Origin of the sequence: Bifidobacterium stellenboschense (assembly GCF_000741785.1) — a bacterium.
GTDB classification, from domain to species: Bacteria; Actinomycetota; Actinomycetes; order Actinomycetales; family Bifidobacteriaceae; genus Bifidobacterium; species Bifidobacterium stellenboschense.
In genome coordinates, this window is record NZ_JGZP01000019.1 from 31,594 (window position 1) to 52,353 (window position 20,760).

Sequence of the window (20,760 nt, forward strand, 5' to 3'; positions counted from 1 at the left end):
AACCGCGCGCCCCCGATGCGGGGTAGAGTGTGGAGCCATGAGCGAAATCAAACCGCTGAGCGAACTCGTCGAACCGGGATGGGCGGCGGCCCTGGCCGACGTCGAGCCGACGATCCACCGCATGGGCGACTTCCTGCGCGAGGAGAACCGCGCCGGCCGGCACTGGCTGCCGGCCGCCCACAACATCCTGAGGGCGTTCACGATCCCGTTCGACTCGATCAAGGTGCTGATCGTCGGGCAGGACCCGTACCCGACACCCGGCCACCCGGTGGGCCTGAGCTTCTGCGTGGCCCCCGACGTGCGCCCGCTGCCGAAGAGCCTCGTCAATATATATAAGGAGCTGACCGCCGACCTCGGCGTCCCCATGCCGTCCAACGGCGACCTGACGCCGTGGACGGAACGCGGCGTGCTGCTGCTCAACAGGTGCCTGACGGTCGGCGTAGGCAGGCCGAACTCGCATCAGGGCAAGGGATGGGAGGAGGTCACCGAGGCCGCCATCCGCGCGCTGGACGCCCGCGTCGACCCCGCGACCGGCCGGCCGCGCCCGCTGGTCGCGATCCTGTGGGGGCGCAACGCGCAGACGCTCGAACCGCTGCTCGGCAACGCGGCCGTCATCAAGTCGCCGCATCCCTCACCGCTGTCCGCCTCGCGCGGCTTCTTCGGCTCGAAGCCGTTCTCCCGCGCCAACGAGGCGCTGGAGGCGATGGGCGCCGAACCGGTCGACTGGCGTCTGCCGTGACGGAGGCCGGGCGGGGCCGGACGCGGGCCGCATCCCGCTCCCCCGCCCGCAGCCTTTCCAGTCCGCTGTCAGGAACCGCGGTCATCGCACGCGGTTAGAGTGGAACGCATGGCAATTTTCCCTCCGAATCCTCAGATGCCCCCTCAGCCCGCCGGCATGCGGGTCCCCGTGGCGGCGAGCGCGATCGCCGCGGACGACGTGAAGCGGGCCGCGGCGTTGGCCGACCGCATCCGCGCGCGCTTCGCCCAGACGCTCGTCGGGCAGGATCATCTTCGTGAATCCCTGATCCTCACCCTCGTGGCGGGCGGCCACATCCTCATCGAATCGGTGCCGGGCCTGGCCAAGACGACGGCCGCGCAGACGCTCGCCACCTCCGTGTCGGGCACGTTCAAGCGCGTGCAGTGCACGCCGGACCTCATGCCCTCCGATCTGGTGGGCACGCAGGTGTTCGACTTCGCCTCGCAGAAGTTCACCACGCAGATCGGCCCGATCCACGCGAACTTCGTGCTGCTCGACGAGATCAACCGTTCGAATGCGAAGACCCAGTCGGCGATGCTCGAGGCGATGGCCGAGGGCGCGACGACGATCGGCGGCGAGCGCATCGCCCTGCCGAAGCCGTTCATGGTGATCGCCACGCAGAATCCGATCGAGGAGGAGGGCACGTTCGCGCTGCCCGAGGCCCAGATGGACCGTTTCATGATGAAGGCCGTGATGACCTATCCGACGGCCGATGAGGAGCGCCGCATGCTGGCGTTGCTCACCCGCCGCGGCTCGGACGTGTTCGACCCGTCGCAGCTGCCGGCCGACCAGGTGTCGATCCGCGACGTGGAGTTCCTGCGCGCGGCGGCCAAGCGCGTGCACGTGTCCGACGCGATCATGCGCTATGCGGTCGATCTGGCGGCCACGTCGCGCGGCGCGGGCACGCATCCGATCCAGGGGCTGGCCTCGCTGGTGCGCCTGGGCGCCTCGCCGCGCGCCTCGATCGCGCTGACGCGCATCGGCCAGGCGAACGCGCTGCTCAAGGGCCGCGACTATGTGGTCCCGGAGGATGTGAAGTCGGTGGTGCACGAGGTGATGCGCCACCGCATCGTGCTCACGTTCGAGGCGCTGGCGGACGGCGTGACCGCCGACCAGGTCGTCGACCGCATCGTCAGGACGGTCCCCGTTCCATGATCGACACGCGAACCGACGATCCGATCAGGGCCAGGATCGAGGCGTTGGGCACGCAGCTGAGCCTGCCCACCGTCCGCAAGGCGCTGGGCGTGATCGAGGGCGAGCATGCGTCGCGGCGTCCGGGCGGATCGGACGAGCTGATGGACGTGCGCGCCTACGAGCCGGGCGACGAGGCGCGTCTGATCGAATGGAAGACGAGCGCGCGTCAGGGCCGTCCGATGGTGGTGCGCCGCGAACGGCAGGTCACGTCGCGCGTGTGGATGATGCTCGACGTGGGCCGTGAGATGACGGGCGCCTGCGAGTCGGGCGAACGCGCCTTCGAGGTCGCGGCGAACGCGCTGCGCATGTTCGCCGCCCTGTCGCTGCGCCGCTCCGACGACCTGTCGCTCGTGCTCTCCGACGCGGCGAACATCACGCGTCTGCCGTTCAACGGCGGGTTCGCCCAGTTCGAGCGCACGCTCGACGAGGCGTTGGACCGCGACTGGGACCAGCCGCGCAACATCGACGCCCTGCTCGCCTACGCGCGGCGCATCAAGGACCGTCACGCGCTGATCGTGCTCGCCACCGACGAGCACGCGTTGGGCGACGACCAGTTGAAGACGCTGCGTCTGGTGGCGCGCACGCATTCGGTCGTGGTCATCGACGTGGCGACCGTGAACCCGTTCGTCGCCGCCCGCAAGGTCGGCGTGCTCGACGGCATGGGCTCGCGGCGTCTGCCCGCGTTCCTCGCGGACGCGCACGCCGCGGCCGAAGTGGACACGCATCGCGCCTACATGGCCGCCGCGCTGGAACGCGAGCTCGACCGCGCCGGCGGGCATATGATCCACGCCGCGTCCAGCGAGGCGATGTTCGACGCGTTCGTGCGTCTCGTCGCACGCTCCCTGGCCGGCAACACGGCGAACCAGCTGCGCGCGCCGGCCGACCTCGACGTGATGGGAGGCGCCGCATGACCGCGATCGGCCTGACTTTGGCGTTGAAATCCGACGATCTGACGCCCGCCGGCCAGATCGACATGACCGGGCCGTTCGTCGCGATGCTCGTCGCGTTCCTGCTGCTCGCCGCCGTGCTCGTCGTGGTCGTCGTGCTGCTGTCCCGACCGCGCCGGCCCCGCGCCAAGGCGCGTCCGCACGGCGCGCACAGCGGCACCGGCGACAAGGCGGCGTGGCGCGCGCGCATCGACGACGTGGTCGCCCGTCACGACGCCGGCGAGCTGGACCGCGAGCGCGCGTTCACCGAACTCGCGGCGATCGCCCCGCGAGTTCGCCTCCGCGTCGACCGGCCGCGACCTCAACGCGCACACGCTCACGGACATCCGCAACGAGCCGCGCGAGGCGTCGGCGCGCGGCGGATTGGACCTGCTGCGCATGACGATCGCCGCGCTCTACCCGCCCGAGTTCGCCGACGCCGCCGTGAACGCGCACGCGCGAGAGGCGAGCGTCGAGGAGGCGGCCGGATGGGTGTCGAATCTCGTGGAAAGGTGGGGACGCTGATGCAGTTGTCATGGCAATGGCCGTGGGCCGCGCTCGGCGGCGCGCTCGCCGCGGCCGCGATCATCCTCCTGGTCGTCGCGCTCTCGTCGCGCCGGCACCGCATCGACACGGTGCGCGTGTTCACGCTGGACGACGACCTCAACACGGAACGCGCCTCGAAGCTGTTCCGCCAATGGCGGTGGCTGAACCGGTGCGCCGCCGTGCTCGTCGTCGTCGCGCTCGCCGTCGCGGTCGCGATGGTCGCGCGTCCGGCGACGGTCGACGTGAGCGAGGAGCGCTCGTCGAGCCGCGACATCGTGCTGTGTCTCGACGTGTCCGGTTCGACGCTGCCCTACGACCGGCAGGTGATCGACACGTACCGCGATCTGATCGGACACTTCCAGGGCGAACGCATCGGCATGAGCATCTTCAACTCGACGTCGCGCACCGTGTTCCCGCTGACCGACGACTACGATCTGGTCACCAGGCAGCTGGATGCCGCGTCGAAGGCGTTGAAGGGCGTCGAATCGCAGGACGACATCGACAAGATGAGCGACGCCGACTACCAGCGGATCGCCGACTGGCTTGAAGGCACGCAGAACCGCAAGGACACGACGTCGCTGATCGGCGACGGCGTGGTCTCCTGCGCGGCGATGCTGCCCGGCTTCGCCTACGGCTCGTCATCCGACGGATCGGACGCCACGCGCACGCGCGCCGCGTCGATCGTGCTCGCCACCGACAACGTGGTGTCCGGCACGCCGACGTACACGCTCGAACAGGCGCTGAATCTGACGACAAGCGCGAAGATCACCGTGGACGGTCTGTTCTCGGGCCCCACGCAGAGCGAAGGCGACGAGACGACCACGCAGATGAAGGATCAGATCGAATCGCACGGCGGCGTGTTCCTCACGCAGTCGAACGGCGGCAGCGTCGACGAGCTGGTGCGCGACATCGACGAACGGCGTTCCGCGGAGAACCGCAGCGCGCATCAGGCCGCCATGGTGGACGATCCCGCATGGTTCACGGTCGCGCTGGCCGTTCTGGTCGCCCTGTGGCTGCTCGTGGTATGGAGGTTGAAGCGATGAATTCGGTTTGGACGCTCTCCCCCGCGTTCGGATGGCCGGTGGGCGGCGCGATCGCCGCGGCGATGCTCGCGCTCGCCGTCGTCGGCGTCGTCCGCCATGCCCGGCATGCGGCCGGCGACGAGACGGTCGCCTCGTGCGTGCGCCGCACGCTCGTCTGTCTGCTCGTCGCGCTCGCCGTGTTGACGCCGTCCATGGTCGCGTCGACCACGTCGCGTGCCGTGAACGCGACGGACGTGGTGGTCGCGGTCGACGTGACCGGCTCGATGGCCGTCACGGACGCGCATTACGGCTCGGACACGGCGATCACGCGGCTGGAGGCGGCGCGCAAGGCCGTCGACGATCTGACGACGATGTACGCGGATTCGAGTTTCGCCGCATTGCGCTTCGGCGCGTCCGGCACGCTCGACGTGCCGTTGACGCCCGACGCGCCGGCGATCCGCAGCTGGGCGAACACGCTGGTGCCGGAGGCGACGAGCGTGTCCGCCGGCTCGTCGCTCGACGCGCCGCTCGACCAGCTCGTCACCACGTTGAAGCAGATCCGCGAACAGCATGCGGACGACGCGATCGTGCTGTACGTGATCACCGACGGCGAACAGACCTCGGCGAAGGCGCGGCGCACGTTCTCGTCGCTGCGCGGCTACCTCGACGACGCGTTCACCGTGGGCGTCGGCTCCACCGAGGGCGGCAACATCCCGAAGATCGCGGACGGCGTCTCCTCGGGAAACGCGGAATCGCAGGAGTGGGTCACCGACCCGGACACCGGCCAGCCGGGCGTGTCGAAGATGGACGAGGGCAATCTCAAGGACATCGCCGATGAGATGGGCGGCACCTATCTCAAGGTGGACGCCTCGGACACGATGACCGCCGGACTGTCCGCGAAGACGAGCGACAAGTGGAAGATGACGGACACGCGCAAGGAGCGCACGAGGGTGACGCCGGTCGTCTGGCCGATCGCCATCGCCGCGGCGCTGCTGCTCGCCTGGGAGGCGGGCGCGCAGTTCGCACTGTCAAGGAGGCTGATATGAGCGCACGGAACGATGATTCCAAGCCGGCGGCGCGCGCGCCGATGGGCGTGCGCGTGCTGCTCGCCGTGCTGGCCGTGCTCGCCCTGTGCGTGGCCGGCGTGGCCGGCGTGAACCTCGTGGCGGTCATGCGCTACAACCAGGCGACCGCCGCCCTCAACGAGAACCTGAAGACCGCCGGCAAATCCGACGCGGACCTCGACGCGCTGAGCGCGGGCCAGCAGCAGACCGACGCCCAGTTCCAGGACGCCGGCGCCCTGTCGTTCCTGCTGGTTCCTTCGGTGAAGCAGTCGATCCGCCAGAACCAGCAGGTCTCGAAGAAGCTCACGACCCGCACCACGAAGGAGGTCGCCAAGCAGAAGGGCGATTCCGACGCGGACGGCCGGACGGGCGACGGCACGGGTTCGGGCACCGGCGCGTCGAAGAACGCGAAGAAGGGCGGCGGGCTCACCGCCAAGCAGAAGCAGCAGGTCGAGGAGCTGCTCAAGGCGAACCAGCAGTCCACGCCCTCGGATTCCGCCTCGAAGCAGAACAACGAGACCAAGAAGGACACCACCAAGACCCAGGCCACCAAACCCTGGTAACTCCGGTTCTCCGGCTCCCCTTGCCAGGGGAGCTGTCGGCGAAGCCGACCGAGGGGTAGTCCTCCGCCAACGCCCTTAACAAACGGTGGACAACGGGGGCTCCGACCACAGCCCCCGTTCCGGCTGGACGCCGCCCCGCCCATTCCCGTTCAATGGTGGCATGAACACGCTGACCACCACGCTCCCGGGCACGATGCGCCTGTTCGCACCGTTCGCAGCCGGCTCCTCCTCATTCGGCCTCCAGCCGAAGACCATGTTCGACGACTCCTGCCGATGCCACGAGGCGACGCGCACCAGCCGCGACCGCGTCATCGCCGTGGCGGCCGACACGCCGCGCGTGACCGAACGGGCGCGCACGGCGCTCGCCTCCTGCACCGGCCTCGACTGGGAGGGCAACGCCGCCTCCCTGTTCCGCGACCGCATCCAATCGTTGCGCGCGCCGCTCGACGTGCATGACGACGATGCCGCCGCCACGGCACGTATGGCGAAGGCGATGTGACATGGGATGGCAGATCGTATCACGCGTCCACGGCGGGCATCAGTCCGCGCCGGCCACCGTCGAGGAGTTCCAGGCGGCGCAGGCCGCCCTGGAGGACGCGTACACCGAATTGAACGTGCATGCGCTCGCCTGGTCGAAGGCGGCGACCGACATCGCCGCCGACCGTACGAGCGTGCCCCTGTGCCCGACGCTCTCCTCCGGTGCCGCATCTCAGGCGGGCAAGGAGCATACGACGCTCCCCTACGACCGACTCATCGCCGTATGCCAGCAGCGCGCCGCCGAAATCAGCGAGACCTGTTCCCGGATCCGCGGCATGGAGGATCTGCTCGTACGCGCCAACGGCCTCTACTCGGAGGCGGAACGCACGGCGAGACGCGTCGTGACCGAAGGCACGCAGGCGATCACCCGGGAGTTCCCGGTATGGGCCACGGCCGCCATGATCGGCGGCATCTCCGGAGGCCTCCTCTACGGCGGATCGGTCGAGCACGCGTTCACCCCCGGGTACTCCTCGTGGATCACCGCCCAGTTCCAGGAGGGCTACGTGTCTGGCATCGCGGCGCGGCTCGTCGGCGTCGACCTCAAGGACGGAATCCTCCAGACCGACGAGGTGGGCCAGGCGGCCGGCAAGATCGGACAATGGTCGGGGCCGCTCAAGGACGTCTACCAGGGCAACGAGCTGACCGTCAGACGCGTCGACGCGCGCGCCGACGTGGTCGGCCGGTCCCGGTCGGTCGGCGAATCGTTGGAGAACCTGCGCCGGCTCGGCGAGGAGCGGCTCGGCAAGATCGACCTCGATTCGGGGCTCGCCTACGGCACGGTCGCCGTGCAGCGCTACGAGAAGGCCGACGGCACGAACGCGTGGCTCGTCACCGTGCCCGGCACCGACGGGCAATGGGATTCGCCGTTCGGATGGGAGCAGAACATCGAACTGATGAGCGACGACGCGGAACGCCGCCGCCAGGCCGACAGCGCGCGCATGGTCGTCGAGGCGATGGAGCAGGCGGGCATCGGCAAGAACGAGCCGGTGGCGATCGTCGGCCACTCGCAGGGCGGCATCGTGGCCGCGGCGATCGCCTCCGACGAGTCTGATCGCTTCGACATCCAGCACATCGTGACCGCCGGCTCCCCCATAGCGAACCATCCGATCCCCGAGCACACGTGGGTGACGAGCATCGAGATCGAGGACGAGTTCGTCACCTCGCTGGACGGCGCCGAGAATCCGGCGAACGAGCATTGGCTGACGGTACGCGGCACACTCGAACCCGCGCCGGACACCGGTCAGCCGGAACTCGGCGAGAACGGCGTCTGCATCCCCAGCACCGATTCGGGCGTCTGGGGCGACAGCCCGTACGCGGGCGCGCCGGTCACCGACCCCGCCGAGACGAAGGAGATGACCCACTGGCTCAAATACCATCAGGCCGCCTACCAGAACGCCACGGATCTGGGAGGCACGCCGACGATCACGCATGAGAAGCACTTCGCAGGCGTCATCGACGGCGAACTCAAGGAGACCCAATACTACGAGGGGCGCATCCGGTACGGACGGGAGTGACGGCCCGACCGCAGCGTTTCCAGCGCACGTTCAGGAAACTCCCCCGATTCCCATGCGGTTCCCACCGGCCCGCCTCCAGCATGCGGCAAGCGCGCTCCCAAACCCGCGCCGCATGCTGGAGGCGTGGCGCGGGGCGCAGGGTCCGGCGCATCGAAGCATCAAGGAAACACCATGTTCGTGTTGAAGAACGCATGGCGATCGGTCGTGCGCAACAAGGGACGCAACATCCTCATCGTCGTCATCGTGGCGATCATCGCCGCCGCCGCGACGATCGGACTGTCCATCAGGAACGCCGCCGAGACCGCGCGAGAGACCGGCCTCGCCTCGACGAACGTCACCGCCACGATCGGCATGGACCGCGAGGCGATGATGAACAAGGCGAAACAGACCGCATCATCCGACTCGTCCGGTTCCTCATCCGACTCGTCGTCGGATTCGTCGTCGGACTCGTCCAAGCAGCCGGACTTCGGCTCGATGCGCGACGCGCTCGACCAGAACGCGCTCACGCTCGCCGACTACCAGAAGTATGCGAAGGCGTCCAGCGTCAACGTCGGCACGTACTACACGGAGACCACGTCCGTGAACGGCACCGACGCGTTCCAGCCGGTCGAATCGACCACGTCCAACGAGGCGAACTCCACCGACTCCTCGTCCTCGTCCGGCTCGTCCGACTCGTCCGATTCCGCCACGTCCGGCGACGCGCAGGGCGAGGGCGGCCAGGGCGGCCCCGGCGGCATGGGCGGCGGCATGGGCATGGACTCCGGCGACTTCTCGCTCGTCGGATTCTCCTCCGACGAGGCCGTCGCCGCCGCGGCGAACGGCACGTTCACGATGTCCAGCGGCAAGGTGTTCGGCTACGACTCGTCCAGCGACGGCGACGTGATCATCTCCAAGGCGCTCGCCGACTTCAACGGGCTCAAGGTGGGCGACACGATCACCGTGGCCGACCTGTCCGGCGACGACACGACCTACGAGCTGACCATCGTCGGCATCTACAAGAACGCGACCTCGTCGAACACGGGCGCGAACGGCCCGATGGGCGGCACCTCCTCCGACCCGGACAACGCGATCTACACGTCGGTGAGCACGCTGAAGAAGCTCGGCCTGTCCACCGAATCGACCAGCTCGACCGATTCCTCGGACTCCTCCTCGTCCTCGGACTCCGCCGCCACGCAGACCTCCGCCTCCCGCACCCAGCTGAGCTTCACCTATGTGCTGGGCGGCAAGAGCGACTACGAGACGTTCGTCAAGGACGTCGAGAAGGCGGGCCTCGACGACACGTACACCGTCTCCTCCGCCGACGTCGAGAACTACGAGTCCAGTCTCGTCCCGCTCGACAACCTCGCCAAGTTCGCGTTGACGCTGCTGATCATCGTGCTGGCCGTGGGCGCCGTGGTGCTCGTCGTCCTCAACCTGTTCAACGTGCGCGAACGCAAATACGAGGTGGGCGTGCTCACCGCCATCGGCATCCGCAAGTCGAAGGTCGCCGCGCAGTTCGTCACCGAGCTGCTCATCGTCACGATGATCGGCATCGCGCTCGGCGTGGCCGGCGGCGCCGCGGCCTCGGTGCCCGTCTCGAACCAGCTGCTCGCCCAGCAGGTCTCCTCGCAGGAGTCCGAGGCGTCGAGCCGTCAGGCCCAGTTCGGCCGCGACGCGAACATGCCCGGCGCACCCGGCGGTTCGGGCGATTCGTCCTCGAACGGTTCCTCCTCGGAGGATTCGTCCTCGCAGGGCTCGTCCTCGTCCAACGGCTCCTCGAACGGTTCCTCGGATTCCGGCTCCTCCGACGCGCAATCCTCCCAGCCCGCGCGCTCCAGCGGCCCCGGCGGATTCTCGCAGGCCGTCGACTACGTGAGCGAGATCGACGCGACCGTGAACCTCAAGGTCGTCGGCCAGCTCGTGCTCATCGGCCTCGCCCTGACGCTCGTCTCCGCACTGGCCGGCATCGTCGCGATCATCCGCTATGAACCCCTCCAGATCCTCGCCGACCGTTCCTGACCTTTAGGCATCGGCCCCGATAATCGCTCCTCCAGTATCGGCCCCGCTGACGAGGGAGCCCGTGGCTCCACGACCACCCCATACAACCGCGTAATCGGCCCCCTCTGACGAGGGGGCTGTCGGCGAAGCCGACTGGGGGAGAGACATCCATTCCCGAAAGGACATCACATGACCACCGCAACCACCACCGTCGAAACCGTTGATACCACCGCACCCGCCGACGCGACCACCACGGCCGTCGAAACCGCCACTCCCTCTCCCGAGCCGCGCGTCGTGCTCGCCATGGACCACGTGTCCTACTCGTACACGAAGGGCGGCAAGAAGGTCGTCGATGATCTGAGCCACGACTTCCATGCCGGCCGCGTCATCTCGATCGTCGGCCCGTCCGGAGCCGGCAAGACCACCGTGCTCTCGCTGCTGTCCGGGCTCACCGGCCCGACCGAAGGCCGCATTCTCTACAACGGCGACGATCTGGCGCGATCGGACCGCTACCGGTTCCGCAGTCACGACATCGGCGTGATCTTCCAAAGCTTCAACCTGCTGCCGGCGCTGACCGTCGAGGAGAACATCACCCTGTCTATGGAGGCGTCCGGCAAGACGTTCGACAGGCCGAAGCACGATCTCGTCGTCGAACTGCTCGCCAAGGTGCGACTGCCCGCCGAATACGCGAACGAACGCATCCTGCACCTGTCGGGCGGCGAACAGCAGCGCGTGGCAATCGCCCGCGCGCTCGGCTACGATCCGGACATCATCCTGGCGGACGAGCCGACCGGCAATCTGGACATGGCCACGCAGGACGACATCATGGCGATCTTCCGCTCGCTCGCCCATGAGGAAGGCAAGTGCGTCATCATCGTGACGCACTCCCCCGCCGTCGCCGACCAGTCCGACGAGGTCTTCGAGCTCAAGCCCCTCCGCCGGTAAACCAATTGTCGCCCCCGCCGGCGGGGCTCCCGCGAAGCGGGTGGGGGTGGTCATCATAACCACCCTCCGGCGCTACGCGCCACCTCCCGCCAGCGGGAGGAACACCGACTCGCCACCGGCGAGACCGATCTTCTTGCCCCCGCTGGCGGGGGCTCCCGGCGAAGCCGGGTGGGGGTGGCTCCGGCGCTAGGCGGCGGGCAGGCAGCTGGGGCCGAACAGGATCTTCAGTTCGGCGAACAGGGAGGTGTCGCGTTTCACGCGGAACCGGTCGCCGAACGTGAGGACCTCGGCCTTGCCGTCGCCGTCCACGATGGCGAGCTTCACCTCGCAGTACCCGGGGTGGTTGGTGAGCACCCGGCCGAGCTGCATGACGTGCTCGCGGCTCAACGCCACTTCGGGCAGGGTGATGACGACCGGCCGCGCGTCCTCCGCCTCAAGCGACGGCACGTCGAGCTCGGTGGCCCGGAGCGAGACGGCCTCGTCGCGCAGCTCCACCTGGCCGCGCACCTGCACGACCTCGTCCTGTTTGAGGTTCGGCGCGGCCGACTCATACACCTTGCCGAAGAACAGGCATTGGATGGACGCCTCCAAGTCCTCGATGGTGACGAGCGCCCACGGGTTGCCCTTCTTGGAGACGCGCTTGTCGACCTTGGTGACGATGCCGGCGAGCGTGACCTGCTGGCCCTCCCCCATCGTCTTCGCCCGGTCGATGAGATGCGCGATCGACATCTCGCGCAGGCCGGCGAGCACGGCGGTCATGCCGGAGAGCGGATGGTCGGACACGTACAGGCCGAGCATCTCCCTTTCGAAGTTCAACCGGGTCTTCTTGTCCCAATCCTCGATGTCGGGCACGGTGACGTCCGCGTCGCCCATCGCCTCGGCGCCGCCGTCCTCGTCGTCGGAGAACAGGTCGAACTGGCCCTCCGCCTGCTTGCGCTTCAATCCGACGACCGAGTCGATGGCGGTCTCGTGGATCTGGAACAGGGCGCGGCGGTTCGGGTCGATCGAGTCGAACGCGCCCGCCTTGATCAGCGATTCGACGAGGCGCTTGTTGAGCGCGGTCAACGGCACGCGGCGGATGAAGTCCATGAAGTTCACGTACTTGCCGTGGCCGCCGGAACGTTCGGCGATGATGTCGGACACCGCCTTGTCGCCCACGTTGCGGATCGCGCCGAGGCCGAAGCGCACGACGTCGCCGACGGCCGAATACGCGAGCTGCGACTCGTTGACGTCCGGCGAAAGCACCTGGATGCCCATGCGGCGCGCCTCGCCCAGATACAGGGCGGTCTTGTCCTTGTTGTCCTTCGTGCCCTGGAGCAGCGCGGCCATGAACTCGACCGGATAGTGGGTCTTCAGGTACGCGGTCCAGTACGAGATGAGGCCGTAGGCGGCGGAGTGCGCCTTGTTGAACGCGTATCCGGAGAACGGGACGAGGATGTCCCACACGGCCTGCGCGGACTCCTCCGAGTAGCCGTGCTCCTTCATGCCGGCGAAGAACGGCACCTTCTCCTTGGCCAGCACCTCCGGCTTCTTCTTGCCCATGGCTCGTCGCAGCACGTCGGCCTTGCCGAGCGAGTAGCCGGCGAGGATTCGCGCGGCGGACTGCACCTGCTCCTGGTAGATGATCAGGCCGTACGTCTCGTCGAGCACCTGCTTCAGCGGCTCGTCGAGCTCCGGGTGGATCGGCGTGATCTTCTGCAGACCGTTCTTGCGCTTCGCGTAGTTGATGTGCGATTCCATCGACATCGGGCCCGGTCGGTACAGGGCGATCAATGCGGAGATGTCGTTGAAGTTGTCGGGCTTCAACATCTTGAGCAGCGAGCGCATGCCGTCGGAATCGAGCTGGAACACGCCGAGCGTATCGCCGCGCGACAACAGCTCATAGGTGGGCTTGTCGTCGAGCGGGATCTTCGTGTAGTCGATCGCCTCCTTGCCGTTGGCGACGATGTTCTTCAGCGTGTCCTGGATGACCGTCAAGTTGGACAGACCGAGGAAGTCCATTTTGACCAGGCCCAGCGTCTCGCACGTATGGTATTCGAACGTGGTCGTGACGGTGCCGTCGGTGCGTTCCAGCAGCGGCGACGTGTCGGTGATCGGCGCGCTTCCCATGATCGTGGCGCAGGCGTGCACGCCGGTCTGGCGGATCAGGCCCTCGATGGTCTTCGCCTTGTCGACGATCTGGTGCGCGTCATGGTCGGATTCGTACAGTTCGCGGAACTCGCGGGCCTCGGCGAAGCGCTTCGACGTGGGGTCGAAGATCTCCTTGAGCGACGCGTCCTTGCCGTTCTTCGACGGCGGCAGCGCCTTGGTGACCTTCTCGCCCATCGAGAACTCGTAGCCCATGATGCGCGCCGAATCCTTCAGCGCCTGCTTGGTTTTGATGACGCCGTAGATCACGCACTGGGCGACCTTGTCGTGGCCGTATTTCTCGCCGCAGTAGTTGATCACGTCGAGGCGCCCGTCCGGGTCGAAGTCGACGTCGATATCCGGCAGGGAGACGCGTTCCGGGTTGAGGAACCTCTCGAAGATGAGGCCGTGCTCCAGCGGGTCGAGCTCGGTGATGCCCATCGCGTAGGCGACCATCGAGCCTGCGGCGGAGCCTCGGCCGGGGCCGACCATGATGTCGTGGTCCTTCGCCCATTGGATGTAGTCGGCGACGACGAGGAAGTAGCCGCAGAACTGCATCTGGCAGATGATGCCGCATTCGTAGTCCGCCTGCTTCGACACGTGTTCGGGCACGTTGCCGTCGTAGCGACGTTCCAGTCCCTCCTCGACCTTCTTGAGGAACAGCGAGGCCTCGTCCCAGCCTTCCGGGCAGGGGAACTGGGGCATGAACGCGCCGTCCTCGTGGTCGTCGAAGATCACGTTGCAGCGTTCGGCGATCTCCAGCGTGTTGTCGCACGCCTCGGGGAACTCCTTGAACAGCTCGCGCATCTCGGCGGCCGGCTTGATGTAGTAGCCGGTGCCGTCGAACTTGAAGCGGTCCGGATCGTCGAGGTGGGAGCCGGAGTTGATGCACAGCATCGCGTCCTGCGCCTCCGCGTCCTCGGCGTGCACGTAGTGGGAGTCGTTCGTGGCGAGCAGCGGCGCGTCCAGCTTCTTCGCGATGGTCAGCAGGCCGGAGGTGACCTCCCTCTCGATCTTCAGGCCATGGTCCATGAGCTCGATGAAGAAGTTGTCGCGGCCGAAGATGTCCTGGAATTCGCCGGCTGCGCGCAGCGCCTCGTCGAACTGCCCGAGGCGCAGCCTGGTCTGGATGATGCCGGACGGGCATCCGGACGAGGCGATCACGCCCTTCGAGTAGGTGGCGAGCACCTCCTTGTCCATACGCGGGTAGCGCTGGACGCGGCCTTCGAGGTTCGCCACGGAGGAGGCCTTGATGAGGTTGACGAGGCCTTCGTCGTTCTCCGCCCACATCGTCATGTGGGTGATGAGGCCGCCGCCGGAGACGTCGTCGCGGCGCTGGTCCTCGGTGCCCCAATGCACGCGGGACTTGTCCTGACGCGCGGTCTCCGGCGTCACGTACGCCTCGATGCCGATGATCGGCTTGACGCCGTTGGCCACGCAGTTCGTGTACATCTCGTACGCGCCATGCATGTTGCCGTGGTCGGTGATCGCCACCGCCGGCATGCCGAGCTCGGCCGTGTACTTGGCGAGATCCGGGATCTTGGACGCCCCGTCGAGCAGCGAATAGTGCGTGTGGTTGTGCAGATGAACGAAGTCTCCCGAATTGGCCATGCGTTCCACCCTACCGCACGCCCTGCTCACCTGAGCCGTCGGAGGAATCCGGACGGCGGTCGCGCGTAGGATGGGAAGCGCCGATGATGGCATCGGCGATGGCAATGAAGGGAGCCGACATGTCTCGTATGGCCGATGGCGACATCCTGTGGTCGCAGCGCAAACGCAACTGGTGCCGCACGCCGTTCACGTTCACCACGTACACGCTCACCGCGGACGAGCTCGCGGTGAAGACCGGCGTGCTGCGTGAGACCTACGACGTGACGAAGCTGTTCCGCGTGGTCGACATGACGATTACGCGCTCGCTGCTCCAGCGTCTGTTCGGACTGTCGACGATCACGTTGGAGACGCGCGACCAGTCGTCGGGCGGTCAGACGGTGCTGAAGAACGTGATCCACGGGTTCGAGGTGCGCCGCGTCATCCAGCACGCCGTGGACGACGCGCGCAACGTGAACCGGGTGAGCGCGCGCGAGTACATGGATTCCGGCGACGACGGCTACGCGGGCGGATACGGCGACGACGGCTACGACGGCTACGACGGCTACGACGCCGGATACGGCGAGGCATGACGGGCGCCTCCCGCACACCGCGGGCCTCGACCGCGCAGATCGTGGTGGAGATCCTCGAACTGCTCGCGGCGCACACGGACCGCGAGCACGGGCTTTCCGCCGCCGAGATCGCGCAGCGGCTCGGCGTGAACGAGAAGACGGTGCGCACCCATCTGCGCGCGTTCGAGGCGATGTCGCCGCTCGGACGCCGGGTCGGGCATCTCGACCGTGCGGATCTCGTGCACGCGGAGAGCGCCGACCCGCGCCCCGGCTGGACCATCGAGCCGGTCTTCGACACGGCGCAAATGCGTCTGCTCACCGACGGGGCGATGCTGTCGCGCCCGGACGGCGAATACCTGCGCGACCTCATCGCCAAGATCTACTCGTTCGCCGGCCGTTCCGGCCAGTTGCGCGGATTGAGCCGTCTCGACACGCCGAAGAACTACAACACGGAGTTTCTCAACAACATCGAACTGCTCAACGACGCGATCGACCATGAGCGCGTCATCACGTTCCACTACTGCACGTACGACGAGAACGGCGATCTCGTGCCCCGGCGCAGGGGCGATGGCACGGTGCGCGAATACCGCGCGGACCCGTACCATCTCATGTACAAGAACAACATGTACTATCTCGTGTGCCACATGCACGTCTACGAGGGATTGTCGTACCTGCACGTGGAGCGGTTCCGCGACCTCAGGGTCGACGGGACGGACCATTCGATCACGCATCGTCTCGACGATTTCAGCGACGTGCCGGGAGAGCCGTTCGACATCGACCGGCATATGGCGGAACGCCCCTACCCGGTGACCGGTCCGGCGGTGCCGATCCGCATGCGCATCACCGGGTCGCTGGAACCGTTGTTCGACTGGTTCGACGACGCGCGCGTCACGCGGGTCGCGCCGCCGCGCGGTGACGACGGTGGCGCCGGCGATGCCGGTGGCGTCGGCGGCGACGCGGGACGGCGCGCGCGGCCCGTCTACAAGGTGCGCGTGGTCGCCAACGAGAAGGCGACGTTGTGGTGGGCGTTGCAGTACGCGGACGGCGCGAGCATCGAGATCGTCGAACCGGCGTCCCTGCGCGCACGGCTGCGCGAAGTGGGCGAACGGCTCGCCGCCACCTACGCGGCGACGGCGGCACCCGACGGGACGGATGCCGCCGTCGCCTCCGCCGGTTCCGCGTGTCGCTTGCGCATCACGTCGAGCGCATGCTCCAGATCGGCCGGATAGTTTGACGTGACGGTCGTCCACACGTGCGTGCGCGGGTGGCGGAATTCCAGCTGCATGGCGTGCAGCCACTGGCGTTCCAATCCGAGTTCGGCGGCGAGCACCGGGTTCGCGCCGTACATGTGGTCGCCGGCGAGCGGATGCCCGATCGATGAGAAGTGCACGCGGATCTGATGCGTGCGCCCGGTCTCCAGGTTCACGGAGACGAGGGTCGCCTCGGAGCCGAAGCGCTCCATCACGTCCCAATGCGTGACGGCGGGCTTGCCGGCGGGCGTCACGCAGAAGCGGAAGTCGGAGACCTTCGCGCGCCCGATCGGCGCCTCGATGGTCGCCTTGTCCTGTTTGAGCGATCCCTGCACGAGCGCATGGTACGTCTTGACGACCTCGTGTTCGGCGAACTGCCGGCGCATCTCCACATAGGCGAGGTCGGATTTGCAGACGAGCATGAGCCCGCTCGTGCCCACGTCGAGCCGGGAGACGATGCCTTCGCGCCCTGCCGCGCCATAGGAGGTGATGTGCACGCCGCGGTCGCGCAGCGAACCGAGCACGGTCGGTCCGGTCCAGCCGACGGACGCGTGCGCGGCGACGCCGACCGGCTTGTCGACCACGACCACGTCGTCGTCCTCGTAGACGACGGCCATGTCGGTCGCGATCGGCTCGGGGGTGTCGCGCTCCTCGGCGAGGTCGAATTCGACGGTCTCCCCCGCCTGCAGGATGCCCGACTTGTTGATGGACCGGTCAAGCACCCTGGCCTGTCCGGTGTCGATGAGGTCCGCGGCCTTCGACCGTGAGACGCCGAGCATCTTCGAGACGGCCACGTCGAACCGCCTGCCGACCAGCGCGTCGGGCGCCGGCGCGAGGCGGCTCATGCCTTGCCGCCTTCCGCTGCGGAACCGGCGGCGGCATCGGCGGCATCATGCGCGTCGGCACGCGCGTCCGAACCGAACGGCACGTTGAAGAGGATCATCAGTACGATGGCCACGCCGGCCACCATGAGGAAGATGTCCGCCACGTTGCCGACCGACCATCCGTAGTTCAGGAAGTCGACGACCCGGCCGTCGAGGAATCCGTCCGCATAGACGACGCGGTCGATGAGATTGCCGAACGCGCCGGCGAACGCGAACGCGAACGTCACGGACCACGCCATCGACGTGGTGCGCCATGCGAGCACGACGAGCGCGACGGACGCGACGATGGCGAGCAGCGAAATCACCCATGTGGCGCCCGATCCGAATCCGAGCGAGGCACCGGGATTACGCACCAGCGTGAGCGACAGCAGACCGGGGATGACGCGCACGGTGCGTCCGTCGGACAACGCGGACAAGGCCCAGAGCTTCGTGAGCTGGTCGACTGCCAGCGCGATGACGGCGAGACAAGCAAAGACGGCCACGCGGATGCGCGGCCGTCCATGATGAACCATGTTCATACCGAGATGCGGGCCTTGGATCAGTCGCCGGACTGCTCGGTCTGGTTGTAGGTGTTGTTGTCCGACACCTGGTTGACCAGCTGGCCGAGGAACTCGGTGAGGCGGGCGCGGTATTCGGTCTCGAACTGCTTGAGGCCCTGGATGTTGCCCTCGATGGCCTTCGCCTCGTGGGTCAGGTTCTCGCGCACCTGGTTCGCGTAGTCGTCGGCCGCGGTACGGGTCTTCTTGCCGTAGCCTTCGGCCTCGTTGCGGGTCTGCTCGCCGTACTCGTCGGCGGCCTTGCGGGTGCGCTTGCCGTAGTCGTCGGCCTCGGCGCGGGTCTGCTTGCCGTATTCGTCGGCGGCGGTGCGGACCTTCTGGTCGTACTCGGCGGCGCGGCGCTGGACCTCGGCCTCGTACTGGTCGGCCTCGTTGTGCTTGGTGCCGAGGTAGGTGTCGGCGTCCTGACGGGTCTTGACCGAGTAGGCGTCGGCGTCGGAGCGGGTGCGCTTCGAGTAGGCGTCGGCGTCGGAGTGGACGCGCTTGTTGTACTCGTCGGCCTCCGTGCGGGTGCGGTTGGAGTAGTCGTTGGCCTTGCCGATGAGCTCGTTGTAGTCGTTCTGGCTCTTCTCGGTGATCTCCTTGGCCTTCGCCTTGCCCTTGTCCACATACTGGTCATGCAGCTGCATGGCGAGGGTGAGCATGGCGGTGGCGCGTTCGGGCTCGCTGCCGGCGCCGGCGGCGGCACCCGCGATCTTGCGCAGGGAGCCGGTCTCGGTGTCGGGCTCGACCTTGGCGACCTGCTCGCGCAGCTGGTTCTCGCGCTTCTTGGACTCCTCGAGCTGGCGGGTGAGCTCCTGGACCTGCTGCGCCTGCTGCTGGAGGCCGGCGGCCTGCTGCTGGAAGGCGGCGATCTTGCGGGCCATGTCCTCGGCCTGGGCGCGGAACTGGTCGCGTTCCTTCTGGACGGCGGCGATCTGCTGGGCGACGGCGTCCTGGTTGCCGGAGGCCTGGGCGGCCTGCGCGGTGAGCTGGTCGATCTGCGCGTTGAGCTGGTCGACCTGCGCCTTGAGCTGCTCGTTCTGCGCGGCCAGCGCCTTGTTCGCGTTCTCCGCCTCGGCCAGCTTGGCGGCGACGGCCTGCGCCTGATCTCCACCGGCGGCCGCCTGCTGGGCGGCGGTCTTGAGCTGATTGTTCTCCCCCTGCAGCTGCTGCACCGTTGCATTCAGCTCGGAGATCTTCTTGTTGAGGGCGGTCACGTCCGGACCCAGCGCCTGGGTCGACTGGCCGGCGACGGCCTGCTTGCCGAGCGCCTCGACGGTCTCGGTGACCTGGTCGAGGAAGTCGTCGACCTCGTCGACGTCGTATCCTTCCTTGAATCGCACCGTCTGGAACGTGCGCTCCCTGATGTCCTTAGGCGTCAACAGAGCCATAAATCTACACCTCGCTTTGGGGCTGTGCCTCGCTTACGTTGGTATCAACATATGACATTAGCACGTACCCCCAGCATTCACGCAGATTATCCGCGTTTATGGGCGGCGCGACACGCGCTTTCGCGCACGCGCGGGATCGGGGGCGGACCGGAGCGGACCAGGAGCGGACCGGGACGGACCGCATACGGCCCGCCCGCGGATCAGATGAGCACGCGCAGCAGGACGAGGATGAAGTACAGGACGATGAAGCTCATGTCCAACGCGACGGCACCGAGCCGCAGCGGCGGGATGTAGCGACGTAGCCACCGAAGCGGCGGCTCAGTGACGCTGTACACGATGTTGATGAGCCAGGCGACGACGCCCTTCGGATACCAGCGGGGCGCAAGCAATGCGGCCCAGTCGAGGATCATGCGGATGAACAGCACGGTGATGTAGGCGTCGATCAGCCCGTCGACGAGGCGCATGAGGATGAGGAACAGCATGTCTCCACCGTATCAGCTCCGCTGGGAACGGGCTGGACGTTCGCTGACGACATACCGAAACGCCCCGCGGCTCGCCATGAGCCGTGGGGCATCGGGATACGGACGGAACCGTGGTCGGTCGGTCAGTCGGCGAACAGGTCGCGCGCGCTGTTGGCGTTGGACGGTTCCTCGACCTTGATGTTCACCTGCGAGGGGCTCAGCAGGAACACGCGCGGCGTGACGCGTTCCATCGACCCGTGCACGCCGAACACGACGCCGGCGGAGAAGTCGACGATGCGGTAGGCGATGGCCTCGGGCACGCCGGTCAGGTTGAGCACGACCGGAATGCCGTCGCGGATGGCGCGGCCGACCATCTGCGCGTCCTCATAGGACTTCGGGTGGATGGTCGTGATGCGGCTGAGCCTGCCCTGGAACGGGTTGGACGCACGTGATCCCGACGCGCCGGAGGCGGATGCCGCGGCGGCGGAGGCCACGGGCTTCGACGGCATCGGGGTCACCGTATGGTCGGAGTCGAACGAGCCCGAAGGTTCCGGCGTCTCCGGCTCCTCGTCGATGTCGAAGTCGTCATCGTTCTCGGACACGTCGGACATGCCCAGATAGGACATCGCGTTCTTCATGAACCCTGCCATGGATTAACCCTTTCTCGTCGTCTCTCGCCGTGCCGTCAGCGCAGGAAGTCGGGGATGTCGAGATCCCCCGCCGGGTCGTTCGCGTCGGGCGCGTACGGATACTCCTGATACGGGTTCTGCTGGTACGGCTGCTGCGCGGGGACGCTGCCGGTGTTCGGAGCGAACGTGAACGGCTGCTGGGCCGGCTGCTGGACGGGAACCGGCTGGGACTGCGGCTGGGCCGGAGCGGGCTGCACCGGAGCCGCGGGCTGCTG

18 protein-coding genes and 2 pseudogenes are annotated in these 20,760 nt (G+C 67.5%); 13 read left to right on the plus strand and 7 right to left on the minus strand.

The window, feature by feature from the left end:
• The first annotated feature begins 37 nt into the window (after positions 1–37).
• The 11 genes and pseudogenes from BSTEL_RS09280 to BSTEL_RS09325 all read left to right on the plus strand — a co-directional run bounded on the left by BSTEL_RS09280 (position 38) and on the right by BSTEL_RS09325 (position 11,045).
• Positions 38–739: a uracil-DNA glycosylase gene (locus BSTEL_RS09280; protein ID WP_034529903.1), complete on the plus strand. Its 702-nt coding sequence runs from the start codon at positions 38–40 to the stop codon at positions 737–739.
• A gap of 108 nt (positions 740–847) precedes the next feature.
• Positions 848–1,912, plus strand: a complete 1,065-nt coding sequence (locus BSTEL_RS09285; RefSeq protein WP_034529905.1) for an AAA family ATPase — start codon at positions 848–850, stop codon at positions 1,910–1,912.
• A complete protein-coding gene (locus tag BSTEL_RS09290) occupies positions 1,909–2,862 on the plus strand; it encodes a DUF58 domain-containing protein (RefSeq protein ID WP_034529906.1) in 954 nt (317 codons plus the stop codon). Before BSTEL_RS09285 ends, BSTEL_RS09290 begins: the two co-directional genes overlap by 4 nt.
• Positions 2,859–3,402 (plus strand): annotated as a pseudogene (locus tag BSTEL_RS13070) (hypothetical protein). The gene BSTEL_RS09290 and the pseudogene BSTEL_RS13070 overlap by 4 nt, the downstream one beginning before the upstream one ends.
• Positions 3,402–4,466 carry a vWA domain-containing protein gene (locus BSTEL_RS09295; protein WP_034529939.1) on the plus strand — a complete coding sequence of 355 codons (1,065 nt, stop codon included), beginning with the start codon at positions 3,402–3,404 and terminating at the stop codon, positions 4,464–4,466. The pseudogene BSTEL_RS13070 and the gene BSTEL_RS09295 overlap by 1 nt, the downstream one beginning before the upstream one ends.
• A complete protein-coding gene (locus BSTEL_RS09300) occupies positions 4,448–5,491 on the plus strand; it encodes a VWA domain-containing protein (protein ID WP_420796410.1) in 1,044 nt (347 codons plus the stop codon). The genes BSTEL_RS09295 and BSTEL_RS09300 overlap by 19 nt, the downstream gene beginning before the upstream one ends.
• The gene (locus BSTEL_RS09305; RefSeq protein ID WP_034529909.1) at positions 5,488–6,072 is read left to right on the plus strand and encodes a DUF6466 family protein; all 585 of its coding nucleotides are present in this window, start codon (positions 5,488–5,490) and stop codon (positions 6,070–6,072) included. The genes BSTEL_RS09300 and BSTEL_RS09305 overlap by 4 nt, the downstream gene beginning before the upstream one ends.
• Before the next feature lie 160 nt (positions 6,073–6,232).
• Complete coding sequence (locus BSTEL_RS09310) at positions 6,233–6,571, plus strand: hypothetical protein (protein WP_034529911.1); 339 nt, start codon at positions 6,233–6,235, stop codon at positions 6,569–6,571.
• A gap of 1 nt (position 6,572) precedes the next feature.
• Positions 6,573–8,123, plus strand: a complete 1,551-nt coding sequence (locus tag BSTEL_RS09315; RefSeq protein WP_034529913.1) for a PGAP1-like alpha/beta domain-containing protein — start codon at positions 6,573–6,575, stop codon at positions 8,121–8,123.
• 171 nt (positions 8,124–8,294) lie between these two features.
• Positions 8,295–10,121, plus strand: a complete 1,827-nt coding sequence (locus BSTEL_RS09320; protein WP_034529915.1) for an FtsX-like permease family protein — start codon at positions 8,295–8,297, stop codon at positions 10,119–10,121.
• Between the two features lie 168 nt (positions 10,122–10,289).
• Positions 10,290–11,045 carry an ABC transporter ATP-binding protein gene (locus BSTEL_RS09325; RefSeq protein WP_084686242.1) on the plus strand — a complete coding sequence of 252 codons (756 nt, stop codon included), beginning with the start codon at positions 10,290–10,292 and terminating at the stop codon, positions 11,043–11,045.
• Positions 11,046–11,231: 186 nt separating this feature from the next.
• Here BSTEL_RS09325 and dnaE read toward each other — a convergent pair whose 3' ends face one another.
• Positions 11,232–14,783: a DNA polymerase III subunit alpha gene (gene dnaE / locus BSTEL_RS09330; RefSeq protein WP_034529917.1), complete on the minus strand. Its 3,552-nt coding sequence runs from the start codon at positions 14,781–14,783 to the stop codon at positions 11,232–11,234.
• Between the two features lie 98 nt (positions 14,784–14,881).
• Between dnaE and BSTEL_RS09335 the strand changes: the two genes are divergently transcribed.
• A complete protein-coding gene (locus BSTEL_RS09335; RefSeq protein WP_420796411.1) occupies positions 14,882–15,352 on the plus strand; it encodes a PH domain-containing protein in 471 nt (156 codons plus the stop codon).
• Complete coding sequence (locus BSTEL_RS09340) at positions 15,349–16,560, plus strand: helix-turn-helix transcriptional regulator (protein ID WP_084686243.1); 1,212 nt, start codon at positions 15,349–15,351, stop codon at positions 16,558–16,560. Before BSTEL_RS09335 ends, BSTEL_RS09340 begins: the two co-directional genes overlap by 4 nt.
• Here BSTEL_RS09340 and BSTEL_RS09345 read toward each other — a convergent pair.
• From BSTEL_RS09345 to BSTEL_RS12375, 6 genes and pseudogenes are all read right to left on the minus strand, one after another.
• Positions 16,452–17,426, minus strand: coding sequence for an RluA family pseudouridine synthase (locus tag BSTEL_RS09345; RefSeq protein WP_034529919.1), 975 nt, complete (start codon positions 17,424–17,426; stop codon positions 16,452–16,454). The genes BSTEL_RS09340 and BSTEL_RS09345 overlap by 109 nt on opposite strands.
• Entirely contained in the window at positions 17,423–17,977 is a 555-nt protein-coding gene (locus tag BSTEL_RS09350; RefSeq protein ID WP_034529944.1) for a signal peptidase II, read from the minus strand. The genes BSTEL_RS09345 and BSTEL_RS09350 overlap by 4 nt, the downstream gene beginning before the upstream one ends.
• A 26-nt stretch (positions 17,978–18,003) precedes the next feature.
• A complete protein-coding gene (locus BSTEL_RS09355; RefSeq protein WP_034529920.1) occupies positions 18,004–19,395 on the minus strand; it encodes a DivIVA domain-containing protein in 1,392 nt (463 codons plus the stop codon).
• 200 nt (positions 19,396–19,595) lie between these two features.
• Positions 19,596–19,877: a YggT family protein gene (locus tag BSTEL_RS09360; protein WP_034529922.1), complete on the minus strand. Its 282-nt coding sequence runs from the start codon at positions 19,875–19,877 to the stop codon at positions 19,596–19,598.
• A 122-nt stretch (positions 19,878–19,999) separates the two neighbouring features.
• A complete protein-coding gene (locus BSTEL_RS09365; RefSeq protein ID WP_034529923.1) occupies positions 20,000–20,506 on the minus strand; it encodes a cell division protein SepF in 507 nt (168 codons plus the stop codon).
• A 35-nt stretch (positions 20,507–20,541) separates the two neighbouring features.
• Positions 20,542–20,760, minus strand: a pseudogene (locus tag BSTEL_RS12375) (cell division protein FtsZ); the annotation flags it as partial.

Excerpts from the sequence above, each read along its gene's own strand:
- BSTEL_RS09280 (WP_034529903.1), top strand. The coding sequence starts at position 38 with ATGAGCGAAATCAAACCGCTGAGCGAACTCGTCGAACCGGGATGGGCG.
- BSTEL_RS09285 (WP_034529905.1), top strand. The coding sequence starts at position 848 with ATGGCAATTTTCCCTCCGAATCCTCAGATGCCCCCTCAGCCCGCCGGC.
- BSTEL_RS09290 (WP_034529906.1), top strand. The coding sequence starts at position 1,909 with ATGATCGACACGCGAACCGACGATCCGATCAGGGCCAGGATCGAGGCG.
- BSTEL_RS09295 (WP_034529939.1), top strand. The coding sequence starts at position 3,402 with ATGCAGTTGTCATGGCAATGGCCGTGGGCCGCGCTCGGCGGCGCGCTC.
- BSTEL_RS09300 (WP_420796410.1), top strand. The coding sequence starts at position 4,448 with ATGGAGGTTGAAGCGATGAATTCGGTTTGGACGCTCTCCCCCGCGTTC.
- BSTEL_RS09305 (WP_034529909.1), top strand. The coding sequence starts at position 5,488 with ATGAGCGCACGGAACGATGATTCCAAGCCGGCGGCGCGCGCGCCGATG.
- BSTEL_RS09310 (WP_034529911.1), top strand. The coding sequence starts at position 6,233 with ATGAACACGCTGACCACCACGCTCCCGGGCACGATGCGCCTGTTCGCA.
- BSTEL_RS09315 (WP_034529913.1), top strand. The coding sequence starts at position 6,573 with ATGGGATGGCAGATCGTATCACGCGTCCACGGCGGGCATCAGTCCGCG.
- BSTEL_RS09320 (WP_034529915.1), top strand. The coding sequence starts at position 8,295 with ATGTTCGTGTTGAAGAACGCATGGCGATCGGTCGTGCGCAACAAGGGA.
- BSTEL_RS09325 (WP_084686242.1), top strand. The coding sequence starts at position 10,290 with ATGACCACCGCAACCACCACCGTCGAAACCGTTGATACCACCGCACCC.
- dnaE (WP_034529917.1), bottom strand. The coding sequence starts at position 14,783 with ATGGCCAATTCGGGAGACTTCGTTCATCTGCACAACCACACGCACTAT.
- BSTEL_RS09335 (WP_420796411.1), top strand. The coding sequence starts at position 14,882 with ATGGCAATGAAGGGAGCCGACATGTCTCGTATGGCCGATGGCGACATC.
- BSTEL_RS09340 (WP_084686243.1), top strand. The coding sequence starts at position 15,349 with ATGACGGGCGCCTCCCGCACACCGCGGGCCTCGACCGCGCAGATCGTG.
- BSTEL_RS09345 (WP_034529919.1), bottom strand. The coding sequence starts at position 17,426 with ATGAGCCGCCTCGCGCCGGCGCCCGACGCGCTGGTCGGCAGGCGGTTC.
- BSTEL_RS09350 (WP_034529944.1), bottom strand. The coding sequence starts at position 17,977 with ATGGTTCATCATGGACGGCCGCGCATCCGCGTGGCCGTCTTTGCTTGT.
- BSTEL_RS09355 (WP_034529920.1), bottom strand. The coding sequence starts at position 19,395 with ATGGCTCTGTTGACGCCTAAGGACATCAGGGAGCGCACGTTCCAGACG.
- BSTEL_RS09360 (WP_034529922.1), bottom strand. The coding sequence starts at position 19,877 with ATGCTGTTCCTCATCCTCATGCGCCTCGTCGACGGGCTGATCGACGCC.
- BSTEL_RS09365 (WP_034529923.1), bottom strand. The coding sequence starts at position 20,506 with ATGGCAGGGTTCATGAAGAACGCGATGTCCTATCTGGGCATGTCCGAC.